This window comes from Nitrospirillum amazonense, from assembly GCF_029594735.1.
Lineage (GTDB): Bacteria > Pseudomonadota > Alphaproteobacteria > Azospirillales > Azospirillaceae > Nitrospirillum > Nitrospirillum amazonense.
Map to the genome: position 1 here is coordinate 628,538 of NZ_JARPAF010000002.1, position 18,256 is coordinate 646,793.

Here is an 18,256-nt window from a genome sequence, read left to right on the forward strand (position 1 = left end):
CAGTATTCGATGTGTTGCCCGTAACCAGGAGGGTGTGTCAAACCATGACTCCACCGATGCGTACTGTATGAGCTGTGTGACAGCTCCACACATATAGCGATTGCTGATGCCGGTTACTGACCGGTGTATCGCTCGATGGACTATCTGAGCTTCACTGAAGCCAACAGAACCCCCGTTGCCCTGACCGGCACGGGGGTTCGCTTTTGTGGGGGCGGCCCCGCCGCGCCGATGCCCCATCCTACCCGGACATCTACCCATCATTATCCACCGCCCGTCCCGTTCACACCGGCGGGCGGCGCATATGGGGGTGCGCCTCGTGCCGGGACCCCTTATATAGAGGTGAGTGGCGGGCCATGGTTTGGCCGCCGGAGGATGTCGAGGGGCCGGGACCAATGGGGTTGATGGGCCTGTTGCGCGGCATGGGGCTGACGGCCCCGACAAGGCCAGCGCCGAAAACCAGGACGAAGGCGCGGGTGGCGCCGACCACGGTGTCGCAATTGCGCGTGGCCGGCATAACCCAGCCGGTGGAGGTGCGGCGCAGCCCGCGCGCCCGGCGCCTCTCGCTCAAGGTCGACGGCGCCACCGACACCGTGCGCGTCACCGTTCCACCGCGCGTGGGCGATGCCGAGGTCGCGGGCTTCGTCGGCCGCCACCTGGATTGGGTGAACGCCCGCCTGGCAGCCTTGCCGCCGCGCCAGCCCTTCATCGATGGCATGGCGGTGCCCCTGCTGGGCCGGTCGGCCGTCATCCGCCACGACCCCGGCCGTAGGGGCGGCGCCCGCCTGGTCGAGGGACCGGCCAGCCTGGACCTGTGCGTGGGCGGGGAGGCGGAATTTCTGAACCGCCGCGTCACCGATTTCCTGAAGGCGGAGGCGCGGCGCCACCTGTCGGCCCTGACGGCCGAGACGGCTGCCCGCGCCAAACTGCGTGCCAGCGGCGTCTCCGTGCGCGACACCCGCAGCCGCTGGGGCAGCTGCTCCGCCACCGGCCGCATCAGCTATTCCTGGCGCCTGATCCTGGCCCCGCCGCAGATCGTTGAGTACGTCGTGGCGCACGAGGTGGCGCACCTCAAGGAGATGAACCACGGGCCCAAGTTCTGGGCCCTGTGCGCGGACTTGGCCGGTGACGTCGACAAACCGCGCGCCTGGCTTAAGGCGCACGGCGCCAAGCTGCACCGGTTTGGTTAATTTTATAGGGGAGGGGTGTTCAACCCGCCAGCGGCATGAGATCGCCTCATGCCGCTGTAGGACGCGACCGCGTCCGCCGGAGCTTTTTTGGGGAGCGTCAGCGGACTGAAAAGCGAGGAAGCCAAGGCGGCGGATGCCGCCGCCCGGCGATTGAGGGTTACTCTTCCAGCGCCTTTACGCCCGGCAACTCCTTGCCTTCCAGCCATTCCAGGAAGGCGCCACCGGCGGTGGAGATGTAGCTGAAGGCGTCGGCCACGCCGGCATGCTCCAGGGCCGCGACCGTGTCGCCGCCGCCGGCCACGGACAGGACGGTGCCGGCCTTGGTCAGGTCGGCCACGATCTTGGCGACGGCATTGGTGGCGGCGTCGAAGGGCTCGATCTCGAAGGCGCCCATGGGGCCGTTCCACACCACCGTCTTGGCGGTGGCCAGCTTCTCGCCGTAATAGGCGACCGTGGCGGGGCCGGCGTCCAGGATCATCTCATCGGCCGCGATGTCGCCGGGGGCGGCGATGCGCGAGGGGGCGTGGGCCTTGAACTGCTTGGCCACCGCGCCGTCCTTGGGCAGCAGGATCTGGCAGCCGCCGGCTTCGGCCTTGGCCAGGATGGCGCGGGCTTGGTCGGCCATGTCCTTCTCCGCCAGCGAGGCGCCGACGTCCACGCCCTGGGCGTAGAGGAAGGTGTTGGCCATGCCGCCGCCCAGCGCCAGGATGTCGACCTTGCCCACCAGGTTCAGCAGCAGGTCCAGCTTGGTGCTGATCTTGGCGCCGCCGACCACGGCGGCCACCGGCCGCTGCGGCTGACCCAGCGCCTTGGACAGGGCCACCAGTTCCGCCTGCATCAGGCGGCCGGCGGCGGCCGGCAACAGGCGGGCCAGCGCCTCGGTCGAGGCATGGGCGCGATGGGCGGCGGAGAAGGCGTCGTTGACGTAGATATCGCCCAGCTTGGCCAGCTCGGCGGCGAAGGCGGGGTCGTTCTTCTCCTCACCGGCGTGGAAGCGCAGGTTCTCCAGCACCAGCACCTGGCCCTTTTCCAGGGCGCGGATGGCGTCCTGCGCCGGCTTGCCGATGCAATCGCCGGCGAAGGCCACCGGGGCGCCCAGGGCGTCCGACAGGGCCGGCACCACCTGGCGCAGGGAGTTCTTCTCGTCCGGGCCGTTCTTGGGCCGGCCGAAATGCGACAGCACCACGACCTTGGCGCCCTTGGACGCCAGTTCCTTCAAGGTGGGGACCAGACGGACCAGGCGGGTGGCGTCCGTCACCTGGCCATCCTGCACGGGGACGTTGAGGTCGGCGCGGACCAGCACGGTGCGGCTGGCGGGGGCGATATCGTCTAGGGTCTTGAAAGTCATGGCTTCGGTTCCCGGCCCGTATCAAGGTGGAATGGCGTGAGACGGGGGCCAAGGAAGCATAGGCGGGACCCTGTTGCAACCGCACAAGCCGCCCCGCTACACCACTCTGGCCGAAAGGCGGAGCCCGCTTTACCTCATTGGCGCTCGAACAAATGGGAACGCCCGCGTGATCTATTACATCCTCTTCCTGGTCATCCTGGCCCTGGTGACCCTGGTGCTGGCCCGCCGGGGCGTGCTGGAGGGGCGGGTGCTGGCCGCCGGCTTGCTGGTCCTGCCCGGGGTCACCGCCATGGAGGATTGGTTCGCCCACGACCTGGGCGCCCTGGGCCTGTCCGGCGGCCATGTCGGGCCCGTGACCCTGCTGTTGATCCTGGGGGCCTGCGTGGAGGAGGCGGGGCGCTACCTGCTGCTGTCGCTCAGCAACCGTGACACCCGGGCGGCGGTCAGCGCCGGCTATGCCTGGGCGGCGTGGGAGCTGGGCGTGGCCGTCTGGGCGCTGGCGCGCGGCATGCTGCCGCTGTGCGCGGCCGGCAATGTCCATTGTCTCAGCCTGGGATTCCCGCCCTTGCTGGCCCTGGGCACGGTGCTGGTGGCGCGGTCGGTGCCCAGCCTGCTGCACGTGGCGCTGTCCTTCGGCCAGCTGTGGGCGGTGCGGGCGACGTATCCGGCGGCGCGGACCTTGTGGTTCGTGCTGACGGTGGTGGTGCACCTGGCCATCAACCTGGCCATCGTGCGGCATGGTCACTTGTAATGGGCGCACCGGTGAGCGCTTAAAGTTTAACCATTCACCATATTGTCGCCGCCCGGGGCGTCCTATAGCGTTGGGGGACAAGGGCGCGCCCCCAAGCGGCCGCCGCCCCTGGCAATGCCGGACCCCGCCTAGATGCCCGAATCCCCGTCGACGTCATCCGTTCCCCCCGCCAATCCGGCGGAGGGTGCGCCCGTTTCCGTGCCTGCGGCCGCCCCGCAGGAGATCGAGCTCAAGCTCGCGGTCGATCCCCGGCACCTCGGCCGGCTGAAGACGGCGCCGGTTCTGGCCGGCCCGCGCGCCGTCACCAAGACGCTGCGCAACACCTATTTCGACACGCCGGAGGGCGACCTTGCCGCCCGGGGCGTCAGCCTGCGCCTGCGCCACTCGGGTGCTAAGGTGCTGCAGACCCTGAAGGGGCCGGCGGCCGGTGGGGGCATGGCCCTGGCCCGGTCGGAATGGGAAATCCCGGCGCCGGATGGGCATCTGGTGCCCCAGGCCTTCACCGACGCCGCCGCCCAGGCCCTGCTGGGCGGTGTCGATCTGCGCCGCCTGGGACCCGTCTTCAGCAACGAGGTCAAGCGCTGGACCCGCACCCTCCCGCTCGTCGCCGGCCTGGCGGTGGACGTGGCGGTGGACCAGGGCGTCACCCGCGCGGCCGACGGCCGGGAAGAGCCGATCGCGGAGCTGGAGCTTGAACTGGCCGAGGGCCAGGACCGCCGCGTGCTCTATGACCTGGCGCTGGCCCTGCACCGCGCCGTGCCCCTGCGCCTGGAACTGCGCACCAAGGCGGAGCGTGGCTACGCCCTGGCGCGGGGGGATGCGGCGGCGCCCAAGGCGGTGAAGGCCGGCCCCCTGAACTTCCATCCCGATGATACGGTGGAGGCGGCGCTGGCCGGCGTGGCCCGCGCCTGCCTGCACCACATGGCGGCGAACGAGGGCGCGGTGCTGGCCGGCGATCCCTCGGGCGTGCACCAGCTGCGGGTGGCGGTGCGGCGCCTGCGCTCCGCCCTCACCCTGTTCAAGGCCATCCTGCCCGAGGCGCAGGCCACCACCCTGAAGACGGCGCTGAAGGGCCTTGCCGATGCCGTGGGCCCCGCCCGGTCCTGGGACGTGTTCCTGGAGGAATTGCTGACGCCGGTGGCGGCGGCCATGCCGGAGCAGGAAAGCCTGCAGGCGCTGGCTGTGGCGGCGCAAGGGGCGCGGGGCCGGGGCCATACGGCGGCGCGGGCCGCCGTGTCGGGCCCGGGCTATACCGAGCTGTTGCTGACCCTGGGCCGCTGGGTGGATGGGCGCTGCTGGCGCGATGATGCCCCGGCCGATCGCCTGGCCTGGCTTGGCCAGCCGCTGCTGCCCTTCGCCGACGCCGTGCTGACCCGGCAGCGCCACCGCGCCGCCAAGCGCAGCCGCCATTTCGAACGGCTGGACGCGCCCGCCCGCCACGGCCTGCGCATCGCCATGAAGAAGCTGCGCTACGCCGTGGACTTTTTCCGCGAGATCTACCCGCAGAAGGCGGTGCGCAAGTATCTGGAACGGCTGTCCGGCCTGCAGGACGGGCTGGGCCACCTGAACGACGTCGCCACCATGGACGCGCTGATCCGGGAGCTGCGGGCCGACCTGGCCGCCGCCAAGGACGTGAGCCCCGCCGGCTGGGACATGGGCGCCGGCCTGGTGCTGGGCTGGCACGCCGCCCACATGGCGGTGGGGGAGGAGGCACTCTGCCGCGCGGTGGACGACTTCCTGGACGCTGACCCCTTCTGGACGCCGGTGGACCACTGGCCGCACCCGCCCTCCTGACCCTCCTCACTGCTGCATTTCAAGGAACCGGCACCCTATGCTTTCCATCCTCGTGGCCAACATCAAGGGCGGCGTCGGCAAGACCACGGTCGCCACCCACTTGGCCGCCGCCTTCGCCGCCGACGGCCGGCAAACCGTCCTGGCCGATGTGGACCGGCAGAAGTCGTCCCTGGGCTGGCTGGCCCGCCGGCCGGTCACCGCCCCGGTCATCGCCGCCCTGGACTGGACCAAGGAGATCGGCGGCGTGCCTAAGGGGGCCGAGGTGCTGGTCATCGACGCGCCCGCCGCCCTGAAGCCCAAGGAGGTGGAACAGTTGGTGGCCGAGGCCGACGTGATCGTGCTGCCCCTGCTGCCCGGCGCGTTTGACGAGCAGGCGACGGAACGCTTCCTGAAGAAGCTGGACGAGTTGAAGCCCATCCGCAAAAGCCGCAAGGCCGTGGCGGTGGTGGGCAACCGCGTGCGCGCCCGCACCCGCGCCGCCGACCGGCTGGACACTTTCCTGGGCACGGTGGGCCATCGCGTGGTGACCCGCCTGCGCGACAGCCAGGCCTACCCCGACGCGGCCGCCGCCGGCCTCAGCCTGTTCGACCAGAAGGCCAAGCGCCTGGCCGACCTGCGCCAGGACTGGGCCCCGCTGATCGCCTTTATCGAGGACCCGAGCTGAGGGGCGGGGGCGTCACGCCCCCGCTGGCAAACCCGTGCCGCCGTCCAGCTTGGTGATTCGCCACCGGTCCAGATCATCCCAATCGAACCGGATGTCGTATTGAGCGCCGGTATCCACCGTCAGTAGGAAGACACCCGTTTCCTTCCCCAGGGCGCGGAGCAGCGCAGATCCCGTTTCGTTCATCGCGGCGTAAAGCGGGCTGGCCTTCACCGCGCCGATGAGCTGGACGTCCGAAGCGGTGGTGTAGGAGGCGTTGGCGCCATGCCGGGCCTCCTCCGCCCGAAACCGGTAATAGCCTTTGATCCAGCCGGGGCTGCGGCTGTTCAGGAAGGTGATGAATTCCTGTACGAGGTCGATGACCAGCGCCGATGCTGCGTCGTTCATTTCGGGGCCTGGGCGATCCGCTGGCGATAGTTTTCAAAGACGGTCCGAATGAATTTCCCCGTCCGCCGGTCGGTGGACGCCGTCACCAGGGTCAGCGGGCAAGACGCCGTCCGCTGTTCTTGCATGCCCGACAACTGAGGAAGGCCGTAGAACGCATTCTTCTTGTCGGAAAAATCGATGATCCATTTCCCGCCGAAGTGCTTGCGAAATACTTGGCCGACATAGCGCGCCATGCCGTCGACGATCTTGGCGTCGCTCTGCTTTTTGATGTCGTCGATCGTGGGGTATCTGTCCAGAATGTACTCTTCGATCACGTTCAGCGATTCGGGCGAGTAGTCCAGCCGCGTAGCGACCTGCGTGGGGACGGACTGAAGGAAGCGCTCGATCGCGTCACTCATATCCATCAGCCAGACTTGGAATTGATCACCCTCTGTCGTCATTCGGGGGCGCCGTTTCAGCGGGGTGATTGATCAGAGTTGAAGTTCTGATCGACTAGGGAGATTACGAACTCCTCCGGATGTACGGAGGCGTGGTTGGCCCTCGCATGGTTTAGATATCCGTTCCAGAACGTGCGAACTTGTGCGTTGAATGACTCGGTAAACGCCATTTGAGCGGCGACGATTTCCTGCCACGTTCCTTGCGCGCTGTAGGTCTTTTGCAGGTTGGGCTCCATCGCCTTCAACGTCGCCCGCTGCTTGTCTTCAAGCTGGTCGATAAGATCCAGAATGTAGCACTCGATCAGGCGTAGGAACGGCTTGCCGGTGTACCTGTCCATCGTCTTCCTCTAGATGAAGTCCGGATTTTCCTGCAGAAGATCAATAAAGGCTTCAAAATCATTGGCTATCTTAAGTCTATGATTTTCTTCGTCGTGCAGAAAAATCCAGACCGATTGGCCGCCATTCGTCAGATCGATGTAAATTTGATTGCCGCCCCCGTCCCGCCCAATGGGAAGGGCGTTCTGGCCAAGGATACTGCCCCAACGAGCGAGAGCGGCTTTGATGTTCATCCCCGGGCTGTCGCCGAATGAATAGAACAGGTCGATGTCGAACAGATTGCCGGCATCACCGCCCACTGGCGCGAAGCTTCCGATTTCCGGATGGCCACCATCCGCTTCTTTTATAAAATCGATGTAGCTGGAGGGCAGCGCGCTATGAACCAGCGCCGCCACGTCATTGAAAGCGGCGTCGCCCCCCTGATAGCCAGGGGAGGGGGTGCCACCAAAGTTGACGTTCAGGCGTTTGATATCCATGACCTATCCTTAGTTCTTTGGCGCACCATTGGGAATCGCCCACTCGGAATAGCCACCGGAGGCGCCAGGGTCAGGATGCAGGACGCGCCACCAAGGTGACCCAGGGGTGTGTTGGAAATCAGGCACCAGTCTCATGACCCCCTGTTGTCCCGAGGCGGTAGATGTCGATGCGTGTTCCCAAACCCAATCCTTCGGGGTCGCCCTACCACCTACGGAAGAGACGCTCTTTTGCACGCCGGGGATCAATTCCTCCATCTGCCCCGCGAATTCAGGATCGCTCTTAAGGGCGTTGTCCAGCGCCGCATTGGCTCGGTTGAACTGCACTGAGCGGCTTTTGCCAAAGTCGCTAGGGTCCAGCTTCATTTCATAAGCCACGCTATAGGCTGTGGGCTTTTCAGGGTAAACTGGGGCCTTGGGCGCCGGCTCAACCGGCTTCACTGGCGGGTCCGGCGGCGGCGGCGGCGGAGGAGGTGGCGGTTCTTCCTCGACCACCGGCGGGCGCTTGCCGCCGGAGGCCGGCTTCACCTTGGCGATGAGGGCGATCAGGGCGTTGATGGTCAGCACGGTCAGGCCGGCGGCGGTGCGTTTCGCGGCCTCGTCCAGGTCATGCTCGGTCTTGGCGGTGGTGGCCATGGCCACGCCGTGGCCCAGGTCGTTCAGGCCGCCGAACACCGACCAGCCCACCATGGCATAGCCCACGCCCAGCAGGATGACGTCGATGGCCTCGCCATAGCCGGCGGCGTGGCCCACCGCCCAGGCGGCCAGGAAACCCGCCAGCCAGTACAGCGTCTCCAGTGTGAACAGGCTTCCCGCCGCCTGCTGCATGTCGCGCGGCAGGTAGGGGATGCTGCGGCGGAGCATGCCCACCACGCGTTCGATCATCGACCATTGCGCCGGCTGGCCCGGTGGGTCGCCGTCCTGCTGTCCATACGCGCCGGAGTGGGGCGGAGGCGTGGTGGGCGGGGATATGGGCGGCGTGGCGTGGGGGATGAGATAGGCGCTGAGGCTGCCGTTGGCGAAGTCGGCCATGACCCGGCCCATCAGCTGCCCGGTGCTGCAGCGATGGTCCACGCCGTCCACCACCAGGCGCAGCCGCTGGCGCCCGAATTCATCCAGGTTGTTCAGGGCGTGGATGACGCGGTTGTCCTGCCAGGGGCGGAAGGGCTGGGTGATGGCATAGCGGCGCATGCCGGCGGGCACGGCCAGGGTGGGGCCGATCAGCAGCCGGCCTTCGGGGATGGCGGCCTCGACCCAGCCGCGCATCGCTTGGCCGGGCGCCGCCGCGAAGGGCGCGTGACTGGAGAAACTGTCAGGCACCGCCCCTCCCGCCTCTGGTTCAGCCGGTTACGGCGGATGAACTAAGGCGGCGACGGGGGCACGGAAAGGGGCCGGAGGAGGGGCTTTTCCTCAGGGGTAAGCCGCCCGGCATAGGGCCCGACGGCGCACCCTTATCCTCAGTATACGCTGGTCCAGAGCTGATCCTTGGTGGTCAGCATCTTCAGGAACTCCAGGACTGCCCACAGCTGGTCATCCGTCAGTTGGCTGCCGTCGGCGCGGCGGTAATCGTCGTGGCCCTGGTTGCAGTTGCCGGGCAGGCGGGTATCAAAGACCCAGGTGCCCGGCGTGCCCACCGCACTGACGTAGCCCACCTGCACGGGGTCGAACTCCCTGCTGCCCACGGCGAAGGCGTCGGGCCGGGCCGAGGATTTCAGCACCCCCCACAGGGTAGGGACCGACCCGTTGTGCAGGTAGGGGGCGGTGGCCCAGATGCCGAACAGGGGCCGCGCCTCATAGACCGGTGGCGTCTGGTCGCCCGCCGCGCCGTCACTGGTGACGCAGGACGTCTTGTGCGCCGGCGGGCCAGCGGGCGGCACGGCCTTGAAGGCCGGGCCCATGGCCTGCTCGACGTCGTTGACCGAGCCGGTCTTCTGGTCGATGGCCAGCTTGATCAGGCTCAGCGGCGTCAGGCCCAGGTTGGCGTAGTCGTCATGGTTGAGTTTGCCGCCCTTCTGGTTCAGTAGGCCGTCCACCACGCTGCCGATGACGCCGTTGGTCAGGACGCTGACGGCCTGGGCGTCGGCCGGCATGTCGCCCACGCTGACCGATCCGCCGTCGCCGAACAGCAGGGCGCGGGTGCCCTGCAGCGGCCCGGTCTTCGCCCAGCGCAGGGCGTTGCGGTACGTGGTGGGGTCGGTGTCGGTGGGGCGCTGGTCCATCACGGGCCAGACGTCCTGGCTCAGGGCCGCCCGGGTCATGTGGTGGCAATCGGCGCAGACCTCGTTGAACAGCTGGCGCCCCTGTTCCGCCTTGCCGGCGTCGATGGCGCCGAAGACGGTGGACGGCCAGGCGGGCGGCGCCAGCTGGGTGATGGCCCATTCCAGCTTCATCAGGCCCGGAACGCTGACCGAGCTGTCGTAGAAGGGGATGTGGGGGAACAGCCTAGAGGCGAAGCGCCGCCGGTCGCCCGGGCAGCTTTGCCCCGCGATGTCCTTGCCGGCGACGCAGACGTTCAGCGCCCCGAACACGCCCAGCACCTCACCCGCGTTGCGGGCCAGCGCCTTGATGTAGTTGCCGTTGGGGGCGGACAGGTTCCACTGCACCGCATCCTGCTGGTGGGCATTCCACAGGAAGGGGTAGCTGACCGGGGCATGGGCCGGCAGCACGTTGGACGGCACGCGGAAATCCAGGCCGGTCAGGCGGTTGAAGATCATGCTGAAGGCATCCAGCCGCGCCGGGCCCCACGCCTGCCCGTCCAAGGCGGCGCTGAAGAACGCTCCCCAGGCGGTGGAGAAGGCGGCCAGGTCGGCCTTCAGCGCGGCCTTGTCGCCGCCGACGCGGGCGGCGAAGCGGTTGAACTTGCCCGGGTCCGACACCGTATCGGCCAGGGCGGCCGACAGCTCCACCAGGAAGCCCTGGAAGTCGGCGTCGGCCGGGCCGCCGTCGACGCGCAGGGCCGTGCCTTTGTAGGTGATCTGCCCGGTGTGGCAGGCGGCGCAGGTCATGCCGATATAGGTGGGGCCGGTGCCCCGGTCCAGGGCGAAGCCCACGGGCAGCCCCTCCGGGTTCTGCGCCGAGACGTCGTTGGGCAGATAGTTGAAGCGTGCCAGCCGGTCGGCGAAGAACAGCTCGGTCGAGGCCGGCCGCTCCAGCGCCTTGAACCAGCTATACGGCATCAGCTGCGAGCCTTGGCTGGTGGTGTAGAAGCCTTGGCGCACCGACTGCGGCCAGTTCTGGTCCAGCAGGCGCACCATCTCGGGCGTCTGCGCCGCGGGGAAGGGGGCGGGCGTGGCCGCCCGTGCCGTGGCCGCCAGCAAGCCCAGGCCGGCCAAGGCCGCCGCCATGCGTCGCCGCATGCTGAAAACCCGCATGGCACCTTCCCCATCGCCGTCGTCGCGCTTTGATCCCCCATCGGTGCCTTTGCGCCGTGCCGTACGGAATGGCAAGGGGTTTCTTCAACCGTGCGTACGCATGGGCCATGTCGCATGCGGTCCCGCGCACAGCCGGCGTGCCGGATGCCCGCTGGACGCGGGGGCCCATCCTTGCCAGAAAGGCGGGTAAAAGCCGGGAGAGACTGGTCACCCGCCTAACCATTGGGAGAGAAGCATGCAGGTTCAAGGTGTTGCCGCCATCATCACCGGCGGTGGTTCGGGCCTGGGCGCCGCCACGGCGCGCCGGCTGGCGGCCGAGGGTGCCAAGGTCGCCCTGCTGGACGTGAACCTGGCCGCGGCGGAAGCGGTGGCCGCCGAGATCGGCGGCCTGGCGCTCAGCTGCGACGTCACCAGCGCCGACAGCGCCGCCGCCGCCATCGCCGCCGCGCGCGAGGCCCATGGCGCGGCCCGCATCGCCGTCAACTGCGCTGGCGTCGCCACCGCTGGCCGCGTGCTGGGCCGAGAGGGCCCGCTGGCCCTGGACGCCTTCCGCAAGGTCATCGAGATCAACCTGATCGGCAGCTTTAACATCCTGCGCCTGGCGGCTGCCGACATGAGCACGCTGGACCCGCTGGAGGACGGCGAGCGCGGGGTGATCATCAACACCGCGTCCGTCGCCGCCTTCGACGGCCAGGTGGGTCAGGCCGCCTACAGCGCGTCCAAGGGCGGCGTGCACGCCATGGCCCTGCCCATCGCCCGCGAACTGGCCCGCGTGGGCGTACGCATCATGACCATCGCCCCCGGCATCTTCTGGACACCCATGGTGGCGGGCTTCACACAGGAGGTGCAGGACAGCCTGGCGGCCTCCATCCCCTTCCCCAAGCGCCTGGGCAAGCCGGAGGAATACGCGGAACTGGCCCTGACCATCGTCCGCAACGTCATGCTGAACGGCGAGACCATTCGCCTGGATGGCGCCGTGCGCATGAATGCGAAGTAACGCTCTCCAATGGCGGTCGGGGCGTCAGCCCCGCCGCTGGCGGAACGCCTCCAGCGCGTCCTCCATGTCCCGCGCGATGGGGGTGACCAGGGGGTGGGCGGCATAGGCGGTCCATAGGGCCGCCAGCGCCGGCCGCTTTTCCAGCATGTCCTGCGGCGTATAACGGGGCAGGAATCGCGCCAGGAAGATCAGCGTGGGGGCCAGCGCGCAATCGGCCAAGCTCAGCGTGTGCGGCGAGGGGGCCGGCAGGGGCCCCCGATCCACCACCACCTCCAGCGCGTCCAGCCCCCGCGTCAGCTCCGCCACCCGGTTGGCGCCGCCGGCGGCGTCGCCGCTTTGGGGCGTCGCCCGTTGGGCCATCAGCGACAGCAGCGGCGGCAGGACGTACAGGTCCAGCAGGCGCGCCACCGTGCGCTGGGTTGCCCGCGCCACCGGATCGGCCGGCAGTAGCGCTGGCTTGGGGAACGCATCCTCCAAAAATTCACAAATGACGGCGGACTCCAGGATGTGGGCGCCATCGGCATCCAGCACCGGGGTCTTTCCCAGCGGGTTGATGGCCTGGAAGGCGGCCGATTTCTGGCCACCCGGAGGCTCCACCAGGGGAATTTCCAGGCCCTTGGCGCGGATGGCCAGCACGACGCGGGCGGTGTAGGGGGACAGGGCGGCGCCATAAAGTTTCAAGGGCTGTCTCCTCTAACCGTAAAGGTGGACCAGGCATGATGGTCTTGCGGCTGGCGGTCAGCGGGGCTGGACGGTATGGTCGTTCCATTATGCCACTGAATGCCTGCCAACCCTTGCCGGATATCGCGGGTTTCATCGGTGCCGATGAATTGCCCGACGGTCCCATCGCCCATGCCTACGCGTGGTGGCGGGGGCTGGGGGGCGGGGCCGTGCCGCCGCCCTCGGCGGCGCTGGATCTGGCGGCGGTGCCGGACAGCTTCCTGCCCCACCTGGCGGTGACCACGGCCTTCCGCGCCGATGGCCGGGTGCGGGTGGTGTTCTGCGGCTCCCTCTCCGCGTTGGCCGCCGGCAGCGACCCCACGGGCCGGTACTTTGACGAATTCTATCCGCCCGACATGCTGGAGGCGGCGCTGGGCTTTCAGGCGGCCATCGTGCGCGACGCCCAGCCCATCTTCGGCCAGGACCAGGTGGGCACGGATGAGGGCGTGATGTACCACGTGCCCCGCATCGGCCTGCCCTTCCAGGGCGCCGACGGCAGCCTGGACCGGCTGGCCATCGTCATGCACTACCAGCCGACGCCGGAGAACTTCAAGGTACGGTTGCGGGTGTTCCAGGATCGCGCCCGGCTGCTGCGTCGCGAACTGCGGCTGGTGGCGCTTTAAGGCCACAGTGGCCGAAGGAAGCGTGCGGTCGCGGCATTCGAACGTTGCGCGGGACCTGCCTCGGGCGCGATAATAATTACCCGAGCGTGCCCCGTTTCCCGGTGCCGCCGCGCCATCCGCCAAAGGATGTTTTCCCGTGTCCGAGGTCCCCGACAGCCGGCATCCCGTCCCGTCATCAGGGGAGGGCCCAGGGGCGGGGCGCGTGGGGGCTGTTCCACCCTCCGGTGCCCCCTCGCGGCGGCGTCTGCTGGTGGGGGGACTGGGCGCCCTGGCGGCGGTTGGGCTGGGCTGGGGCGGCGGCGGCCGCGGTGGCCACGCCGAATCCATCCGCTTCCTGACCATCGGCACCGGCACCACCGGCGGCACCTACTTCCCCATCGGCGGCATCCTGGCCAACGCCATCAGCAACCCGCCGGGCAGCCCGGGCTGTGACCGGGGCGGCAGCTGCGGCATTCCCGGCGTCATCGCCGTGGCGCAGACCACTTCCGGCGCGGTGGAGAATATCGAGGCCCTGCGCACCGCCCGGTATGAGACGGGGCTGGTGCAGGCCGACATCGGCTTCCTGGCCTATAAGGGCAAGGGCCCCTATGCCGGCAAGCCGCCCTTCACCGAGCTGCGGGCCCTTGCCAACCTGTACAGCGAGACGGTGCACCTGGTGGTGCGGGGCGACAGTCCCATCAAGACGGTGAACGACCTCAAGGGCCGGCGCGTGGCCCTGGGCGAGAAGGGCTCCGGCACCCTGCCTACCGCGCTGTTGATCCTGCAGGCGCACGACCTGTCGGAAAAGACGGTGCAGCCCTTCTACCTCAACCCCGGCACGGCGGGGGACCGCCTGGCCTCCGGCCAGTTGGACGCCTTCTTCATCATTGGCGGCTACCCCCTGCCGGCGGTGGCCGACGTGGCGGCGCGCCTGCCCGTGCGCCTCATCTCCATCATCGACGCCCGCCTGCCGCGTCTCAGCCCCGGCCTGCCCCTGTTCACCGAGACCACCATCGGCGGCGACGGCGCCTATGTCGGCGTGCCGGAGACCAAGACCCTGGGCGTGGGCGCCCAATGGCTGGCCACCACCGCCCTGCCGGATGAGCTGGCCTACGGCATCGTCAAGGCGCTGTGGCATCCCAACACCCACCGCCTGCTGGTGGCGGGCCACCCCCGGGGCGACAGCATCCGCAAGGAAGCGGCGCTGACCGGCCTGGCCGTGCCCCTGCACCCAGGGGCCGCGCGCTATTACCGGGAACAGGGTTTCGACGTGACCCTGGCCACGTCGGGCTGACCCACGTCGGGTTGACCCCTTAATCCAGCAGCATGTCCAGGACGACGGTTTCCTTCGCGGCGTCCGCACGCCAATCCTTCATGGAGGGCAGGGCCTCGATGGCGTCGACATAGGCCTGGGACGCTTCGCTCAGCGGTACCTTCCAGGTCTGGAAGCGGGTGACGACTGGGGCGTACATGGCATCCGCGATGGTGAAGGCGCCGAACAGGAAAGGGCCGCCATAGCGGTCTAGGCAGTCGGCCCAGATGGCCTGGACGCGGGTGATGTCGCCGGCGGCCTTGGCCAGGCGCTCCGGACGGTCGATGGTGCGGCCCAGATCCATGAACAGGTTGCGGCGCACGTCCATGAAGCCGGAGTGCATCTCGGCACTGATGGAGCGCGCGTGGGCGCGGGCGGCGGCGTCCTCCGGCCACAGCCGGGCCTCAGGCGCCAGCTCGGCGGCGTATTCGCAGATGGCCAGGCTATCCCACACCGTGATGTCGCCGCCCGCGGCGCGGTGGGGCCCGGTGTGGTGGACCAGGGCCGGCACCTTGCCCGCCGGGCTATGGGCCAGCATGCGCGCCTTGCTGTCCGCCTGCCGCAGGGGGATCACCACCTCCTCGAAGGCCAGGCCGGCGTGGCGCAGCGCCAGGTAGGGGCGCAGCGACCAGGAGGAATAGGTCTTGCTGCCCAGGATCAGGGTCAGGTCGGCGGACATGGTGTTTCCTCAGCGTCGGGCGGGAGGCAGGGCCGGAAGGCGGGGCGAAAGGGTAGCGGGCGACGGCCCCCCGCGCCAGCGGCGTCGCACCCGGCACCGCCGCGTTTGAAACCAGGGCCCGGATGTGGAACCCTGCGCGCCTGACTTTCCGAAGCCGAAAGGTTCCGCCCGTGCTGTCCTGCTTCCTGGCCCAGAAGGCCGCCGACACCGTCACCCTGATCCCCGTGCGCAAGGACAGGCTGGACGCCTGGCTGGAAACGGCCCCGGCCGCCACCGCCGCCTGGGTGCACAGCGTCGGCTTCACGGCCGAGCCTGGCGCCACCGCGCTGCTGCCCTCGGCCGACGGTCAACTGGACCGGGTGCTGGTGGGCGTGGGCGAGACGCTGGATCTGTGGAGCTTCGCCGGCCTGCCCACGACGCTGCCCGCCGGGGCAAAAGGGGCTGGCGCCAGCTACGCCCTGGACGACAGCCTGAGTCCTGAGCAGGCGACGGCCGCCGCCACCGGCTGGGCGCTGGCCAGCTACCGCTTCACCCGCTATCGCAAGGCGACGAAGGACCTGCCGCGCCTGGTGCTGCCGGCCCGCGCCGACGCCCATGCCGTGGACAGCATGGCCCGCGCCGTCTACCTGGTGCGCGACCTTATCAACACCCCGGCGGAGGACATGGGGCCGGCCGACCTGGCCGCCACCGCGAAGGAACTGGGGGCGGAGTTCGGTGCCGAGGTCTCGGTCATCGTCGGCGACGACCTGTTGACCCACAACTACCCCACCGTCCATGCCGTGGGCCGGGCGGCGGACAAGAAGCCGCATTTCATCGACCTCACCTGGGGCGACGCTGCCAACCCGCTGGTCTGCCTGGTGGGCAAGGGCGTGTGCTTCGACAGCGGCGGCCTGGACATCAAGGCGGCGGGCGGCATGCTGCTGATGAAGAAGGACATGGGCGGTGCCGCCCATGTGCTGGGCCTGGCGCGCCTGGTCATGGCGGCCAAGCTGCCGGTGCGCCTGCGCGTGCTGGTGCCGGCGGTGGAGAACGCCATCTCCGGCAACGCCTTCCGTCCCATGGACATCATCACCACCCGCAAGGGCCTGACGGTGGAGATCGGCAACACGGATGCCGAGGGCCGGCTGATCCTGTGCGACGCCCTGGCGGAAGCCGACAGCGCCAAGCCCGCCCTGATCCTGGACTTCGCCACCTTGACGGGCGCCGCCCGGATCGCGCTGGGCACCGACCTGCCGGCCCTGTTCGCCAACGACGACCAGCTGGCCGACGACATCCTGGCCGCCGCCAAGGAAACGGGTGATCCGCTGTGGCGCATGCCGCTGTGGCAGGGCTACGCCAAGCAGCTGGACAGCAAGATCGCCGACCTGAACAACGCGCCCGGCGGCGGCTATGGCGGCGCCATCACGGCGGCCCTGTACCTGGAGCGCTTCATCACCAAGGGCACGCCCTGGGCCCACATCGACCTGATGGCCTGGAACGCCAGCGCCAAGCCCGGTCGGCCGGAGGGGGGGGGAGGCCATGGGCCTGCGCGCCGCCTTCGCCATGCTGAGCCGCCGGTACCCGGCCCAGGCCTGAAATACCCGGCGCCTCCTGGGAAATGACCGGGAGGCGCCGGCTTGGATAAAAAATAATTATGTAGCGTTCCGCTACCCCTTCGGGGGTGGCAAGCCCTTGCCGCTGGGCAGGACTTTCGGCACACTCCCGACAGTTGCGGCTGGCCGATACGCTGTCGGAATGACGGCGGGGCCGGAACAACGGGCGGGCCGGATAAACGTTTCCGGGTGCGGGGGGCATCATGTCGCGTAATCTCGAAGCCCTGGAACTCTGGCGCGGCGCGCTGGTGGCAAGCGTGCGGGCCGCCAGCCCGGATCTCTCGGCCCGCCAGCTGGCCCTGTTGCTCACCGTCTACATGACCCCGCCGCCCCACACGGTGCGCGGCCTGGCGGCGACGCTGAACGTGTCCAAGCCCGCCATCACCCGGGCCCTGGACCGGCTGGGCCGCCTGGGCTTCACCAAGCGCAAGCGTGACGCAGAGGACCGGCGCAACGTCCTGGTCCAGCGCACGGTCAAGGGCTCCGTCTTCCTGCATGAGTTCGGGCAGATGGTGATTGACGCGGGCGCCGTGCAGGGCGCATTGGACGGGTCACGTGTCGCGGCGCCCCGGCCGGCCGCCGCGACCCCCGTCGCCCCCCCGTCAGCTTCGGAGCCGGTTTCCGCACCGGTATGATGTGAGATGTCCAGCAAGCCCAAGACCACGCCGGTTCTCGACCCGCGCGTGAACCCTTATCGTTCCGACCTCGCCTCCGCCCACCTTTACGGCAAGGTCACGGCCGAGCGCTATGTCGACGGCGTGCCCTGCCAGGTGCGCGCCGGCTACGTCAGCCTGAAGGAAGAACCCACCTTCACCGCCCGCCAGTCCAGCCAGCTGCTGTTCGGCGAGGTCTTCACGGTGTTCGAGGAGAAGGACGGCTGGGTCTGGGGCCAGAACGCCACCGACGGCTATGTCGGCTACCTGCAGCTGGAGGCCCTGGATGACGAGCTGGCGGAGCCGACGCACAAGCTGACGGCCCTGCGCAGCTTCTTCCATCCCGAACCGGACCTGAAGACCCCGCCGCTGGACATGATCAGCCTGGGCGCGCCGCTGTGCGTGGTGGAAGAGGCCAACGGCTTCGCCGGCGTGGCGGGCGGCGGCTGGGTCCCCCTGGTGCATGTGGCGGAGATCGGGACCGTGAAGGCCGACCCGGTGGACACCGCCCTGCGCCTGCTGGGCACGCCGTATCTGTGGGGCGGGCGCACCAGCGTGGGCATCGACTGCTCCGGCCTGATCCAGTTGGCGCTGGACGCCGCGGGCCTGCCGTGCCCGCGCGACAGCGACCAGCAGCAGGCGGCCCTGGGTACCGTGGTTTCGGCCGATGGCGCCGGCCACACCTACCAGCGCGGCGACCTGGTGTTCTTCCCCGGCCATGTCGGCATCATGGCGGATGAGACCCACCTGGTGCACGCCAACGCCCATCACATGGCCACGGTGCGCGAACCCCTGGCCGATGTCCTGGCGCGGATGGCGGCGGGCAAGGGCGTCAGCGCGGTCAAGCGGCTGGGGTGAGGGCATCGGACGGTCAGGCGCCTCGTGTTTCTCGGGTGGGCAGTCGGAAAAGCTCAACCTGGCGTGGGGCTTGATTAGTTTGGTATGGGAAACGTTCG

Annotated in this window: 19 protein-coding genes; 10 read left to right on the forward strand and 9 right to left on the reverse strand. The window is 69.0% G+C overall.

Annotated features, from left to right (window positions below):
- The first annotated feature begins 473 nt into the window (after positions 1-473).
- Positions 474-1,187 carry a M48 family metallopeptidase gene (locus tag P5F91_RS09040; protein ID WP_246134372.1) on the forward strand — a complete coding sequence of 238 codons (714 nt, stop codon included), beginning with the start codon at positions 474-476 and terminating at the stop codon, positions 1,185-1,187.
- Positions 1,188-1,344: 157 nt separating this feature from the next.
- Here the strand turns inward: P5F91_RS09040 and P5F91_RS09045 are convergent, their stop codons facing one another.
- Positions 1,345-2,535, reverse strand: a complete 1,191-nt coding sequence (locus tag P5F91_RS09045) for a phosphoglycerate kinase (protein WP_145610594.1) — start codon at positions 2,533-2,535, stop codon at positions 1,345-1,347.
- A gap of 166 nt (positions 2,536-2,701) precedes the next feature.
- Here P5F91_RS09045 and P5F91_RS09050 point away from each other — a divergent pair, with 166 nt between their 5' ends.
- The 3 genes from P5F91_RS09050 to P5F91_RS09060 all read left to right on the forward strand — a co-directional run bounded on the left by P5F91_RS09050 (position 2,702) and on the right by P5F91_RS09060 (position 5,744).
- Positions 2,702-3,286: a hypothetical protein gene (locus P5F91_RS09050; RefSeq protein WP_145610593.1), complete on the forward strand. Its 585-nt coding sequence runs from the start codon at positions 2,702-2,704 to the stop codon at positions 3,284-3,286.
- Positions 3,287-3,418: 132 nt separating this feature from the next.
- A complete protein-coding gene (locus P5F91_RS09055) occupies positions 3,419-5,080 on the forward strand; it encodes a CYTH and CHAD domain-containing protein (RefSeq protein WP_145610592.1) in 1,662 nt (553 codons plus the stop codon).
- Between the two features lie 37 nt (positions 5,081-5,117).
- On the forward strand, positions 5,118-5,744 hold the full coding sequence (locus tag P5F91_RS09060) for a ParA family protein (protein WP_145610591.1): 627 nt from the start codon (positions 5,118-5,120) through the stop codon (positions 5,742-5,744).
- A 12-nt stretch (positions 5,745-5,756) separates the two neighbouring features.
- Here P5F91_RS09060 and P5F91_RS09065 read toward each other — a convergent pair whose 3' ends face one another.
- The 6 genes from P5F91_RS09065 to P5F91_RS09090 form a co-directional block, all read right to left on the reverse strand.
- The gene (locus P5F91_RS09065) at positions 5,757-6,128 is read right to left on the reverse strand and encodes a hypothetical protein (protein WP_277907043.1); all 372 of its coding nucleotides are present in this window, start codon (positions 6,126-6,128) and stop codon (positions 5,757-5,759) included.
- Positions 6,125-6,526: a hypothetical protein gene (locus P5F91_RS09070; RefSeq protein ID WP_277907044.1), complete on the reverse strand. Its 402-nt coding sequence runs from the start codon at positions 6,524-6,526 to the stop codon at positions 6,125-6,127. Before P5F91_RS09070 ends, P5F91_RS09065 begins: the two co-directional genes overlap by 4 nt.
- Positions 6,527-6,582: 56 nt before the next feature.
- On the reverse strand, positions 6,583-6,903 hold the full coding sequence (locus P5F91_RS09075) for a hypothetical protein (RefSeq protein ID WP_145610588.1): 321 nt from the start codon (positions 6,901-6,903) through the stop codon (positions 6,583-6,585).
- 9 nt (positions 6,904-6,912) lie between these two features.
- The gene (locus P5F91_RS09080; RefSeq protein WP_145610587.1) at positions 6,913-7,377 is read right to left on the reverse strand and encodes an SMI1/KNR4 family protein; all 465 of its coding nucleotides are present in this window, start codon (positions 7,375-7,377) and stop codon (positions 6,913-6,915) included.
- Between the two features lie 9 nt (positions 7,378-7,386).
- Positions 7,387-8,694, reverse strand: coding sequence for a hypothetical protein (locus tag P5F91_RS09085; protein ID WP_277907045.1), 1,308 nt, complete (start codon positions 8,692-8,694; stop codon positions 7,387-7,389).
- 137 nt (positions 8,695-8,831) lie between these two features.
- Positions 8,832-10,745: a di-heme-cytochrome C peroxidase gene (locus P5F91_RS09090; protein WP_277907046.1), complete on the reverse strand. Its 1,914-nt coding sequence runs from the start codon at positions 10,743-10,745 to the stop codon at positions 8,832-8,834.
- A 235-nt stretch (positions 10,746-10,980) separates the two neighbouring features.
- On the opposite strand from P5F91_RS09090, the gene P5F91_RS09095 reads away from it, so the two are divergent.
- Positions 10,981-11,742 carry an SDR family NAD(P)-dependent oxidoreductase gene (locus tag P5F91_RS09095; protein WP_145610585.1) on the forward strand — a complete coding sequence of 254 codons (762 nt, stop codon included), beginning with the start codon at positions 10,981-10,983 and terminating at the stop codon, positions 11,740-11,742.
- Positions 11,743-11,766: 24 nt separating this feature from the next.
- Here P5F91_RS09095 and P5F91_RS09100 read toward each other — a convergent pair whose 3' ends face one another.
- Positions 11,767-12,423: a glutathione S-transferase family protein gene (locus tag P5F91_RS09100; protein WP_277907047.1), complete on the reverse strand. Its 657-nt coding sequence runs from the start codon at positions 12,421-12,423 to the stop codon at positions 11,767-11,769.
- 113 nt (positions 12,424-12,536) lie between these two features.
- Here P5F91_RS09100 and P5F91_RS09105 point away from each other — a divergent pair, with 113 nt between their 5' ends.
- Positions 12,537-13,085: a PAS domain-containing protein gene (locus P5F91_RS09105; protein ID WP_145610583.1), complete on the forward strand. Its 549-nt coding sequence runs from the start codon at positions 12,537-12,539 to the stop codon at positions 13,083-13,085.
- A gap of 136 nt (positions 13,086-13,221) precedes the next feature.
- A complete protein-coding gene (locus P5F91_RS09110) occupies positions 13,222-14,358 on the forward strand; it encodes a TAXI family TRAP transporter solute-binding subunit (RefSeq protein ID WP_277907048.1) in 1,137 nt (378 codons plus the stop codon).
- Between the two features lie 19 nt (positions 14,359-14,377).
- Here P5F91_RS09110 and P5F91_RS09115 read toward each other — a convergent pair whose 3' ends face one another.
- On the reverse strand, positions 14,378-15,055 hold the full coding sequence (locus P5F91_RS09115; protein ID WP_277907049.1) for a glutathione S-transferase family protein: 678 nt from the start codon (positions 15,053-15,055) through the stop codon (positions 14,378-14,380).
- Positions 15,056-15,225: 170 nt separating this feature from the next.
- Between P5F91_RS09115 and P5F91_RS09120 the strand changes: the two genes are divergently transcribed.
- The 3 genes from P5F91_RS09120 to P5F91_RS09130 all read left to right on the forward strand — a co-directional run bounded on the left by P5F91_RS09120 (position 15,226) and on the right by P5F91_RS09130 (position 18,158).
- On the forward strand, positions 15,226-16,656 hold the full coding sequence (locus P5F91_RS09120; protein WP_422394458.1) for a leucyl aminopeptidase family protein: 1,431 nt from the start codon (positions 15,226-15,228) through the stop codon (positions 16,654-16,656).
- 194 nt (positions 16,657-16,850) lie between these two features.
- On the forward strand, positions 16,851-17,282 hold the full coding sequence (locus P5F91_RS09125) for a MarR family transcriptional regulator (protein WP_145610580.1): 432 nt from the start codon (positions 16,851-16,853) through the stop codon (positions 17,280-17,282).
- Positions 17,283-17,288: 6 nt separating this feature from the next.
- Positions 17,289-18,158 (forward strand): C40 family peptidase, encoded by an 870-nt coding sequence (locus P5F91_RS09130; RefSeq protein WP_145610579.1) that lies wholly within the window; start codon positions 17,289-17,291, stop codon positions 18,156-18,158.
- The last annotated feature ends 98 nt before the right edge of the window (positions 18,159-18,256 follow it).

Excerpts from the sequence above, each read along its gene's own strand:
- P5F91_RS09045 (WP_145610594.1), bottom strand. The coding sequence starts at position 2,535 with ATGACTTTCAAGACCCTAGACGATATCGCCCCCGCCAGCCGCACCGTG.
- P5F91_RS09055 (WP_145610592.1), top strand. The coding sequence starts at position 3,419 with ATGCCCGAATCCCCGTCGACGTCATCCGTTCCCCCCGCCAATCCGGCG.
- P5F91_RS09060 (WP_145610591.1), top strand. The coding sequence starts at position 5,118 with ATGCTTTCCATCCTCGTGGCCAACATCAAGGGCGGCGTCGGCAAGACC.
- P5F91_RS09065 (WP_277907043.1), bottom strand. The coding sequence starts at position 6,128 with ATGAACGACGCAGCATCGGCGCTGGTCATCGACCTCGTACAGGAATTC.
- P5F91_RS09070 (WP_277907044.1), bottom strand. The coding sequence starts at position 6,526 with ATGAGTGACGCGATCGAGCGCTTCCTTCAGTCCGTCCCCACGCAGGTC.
- P5F91_RS09075 (WP_145610588.1), bottom strand. The coding sequence starts at position 6,903 with ATGGACAGGTACACCGGCAAGCCGTTCCTACGCCTGATCGAGTGCTAC.
- P5F91_RS09080 (WP_145610587.1), bottom strand. The coding sequence starts at position 7,377 with ATGGATATCAAACGCCTGAACGTCAACTTTGGTGGCACCCCCTCCCCT.
- P5F91_RS09090 (WP_277907046.1), bottom strand. The coding sequence starts at position 10,745 with ATGCGGGTTTTCAGCATGCGGCGACGCATGGCGGCGGCCTTGGCCGGC.
- P5F91_RS09095 (WP_145610585.1), top strand. The coding sequence starts at position 10,981 with ATGCAGGTTCAAGGTGTTGCCGCCATCATCACCGGCGGTGGTTCGGGC.
- P5F91_RS09115 (WP_277907049.1), bottom strand. The coding sequence starts at position 15,055 with ATGTCCGCCGACCTGACCCTGATCCTGGGCAGCAAGACCTATTCCTCC.
- P5F91_RS09125 (WP_145610580.1), top strand. The coding sequence starts at position 16,851 with ATGTCGCGTAATCTCGAAGCCCTGGAACTCTGGCGCGGCGCGCTGGTG.
- P5F91_RS09130 (WP_145610579.1), top strand. The coding sequence starts at position 17,289 with ATGTCCAGCAAGCCCAAGACCACGCCGGTTCTCGACCCGCGCGTGAAC.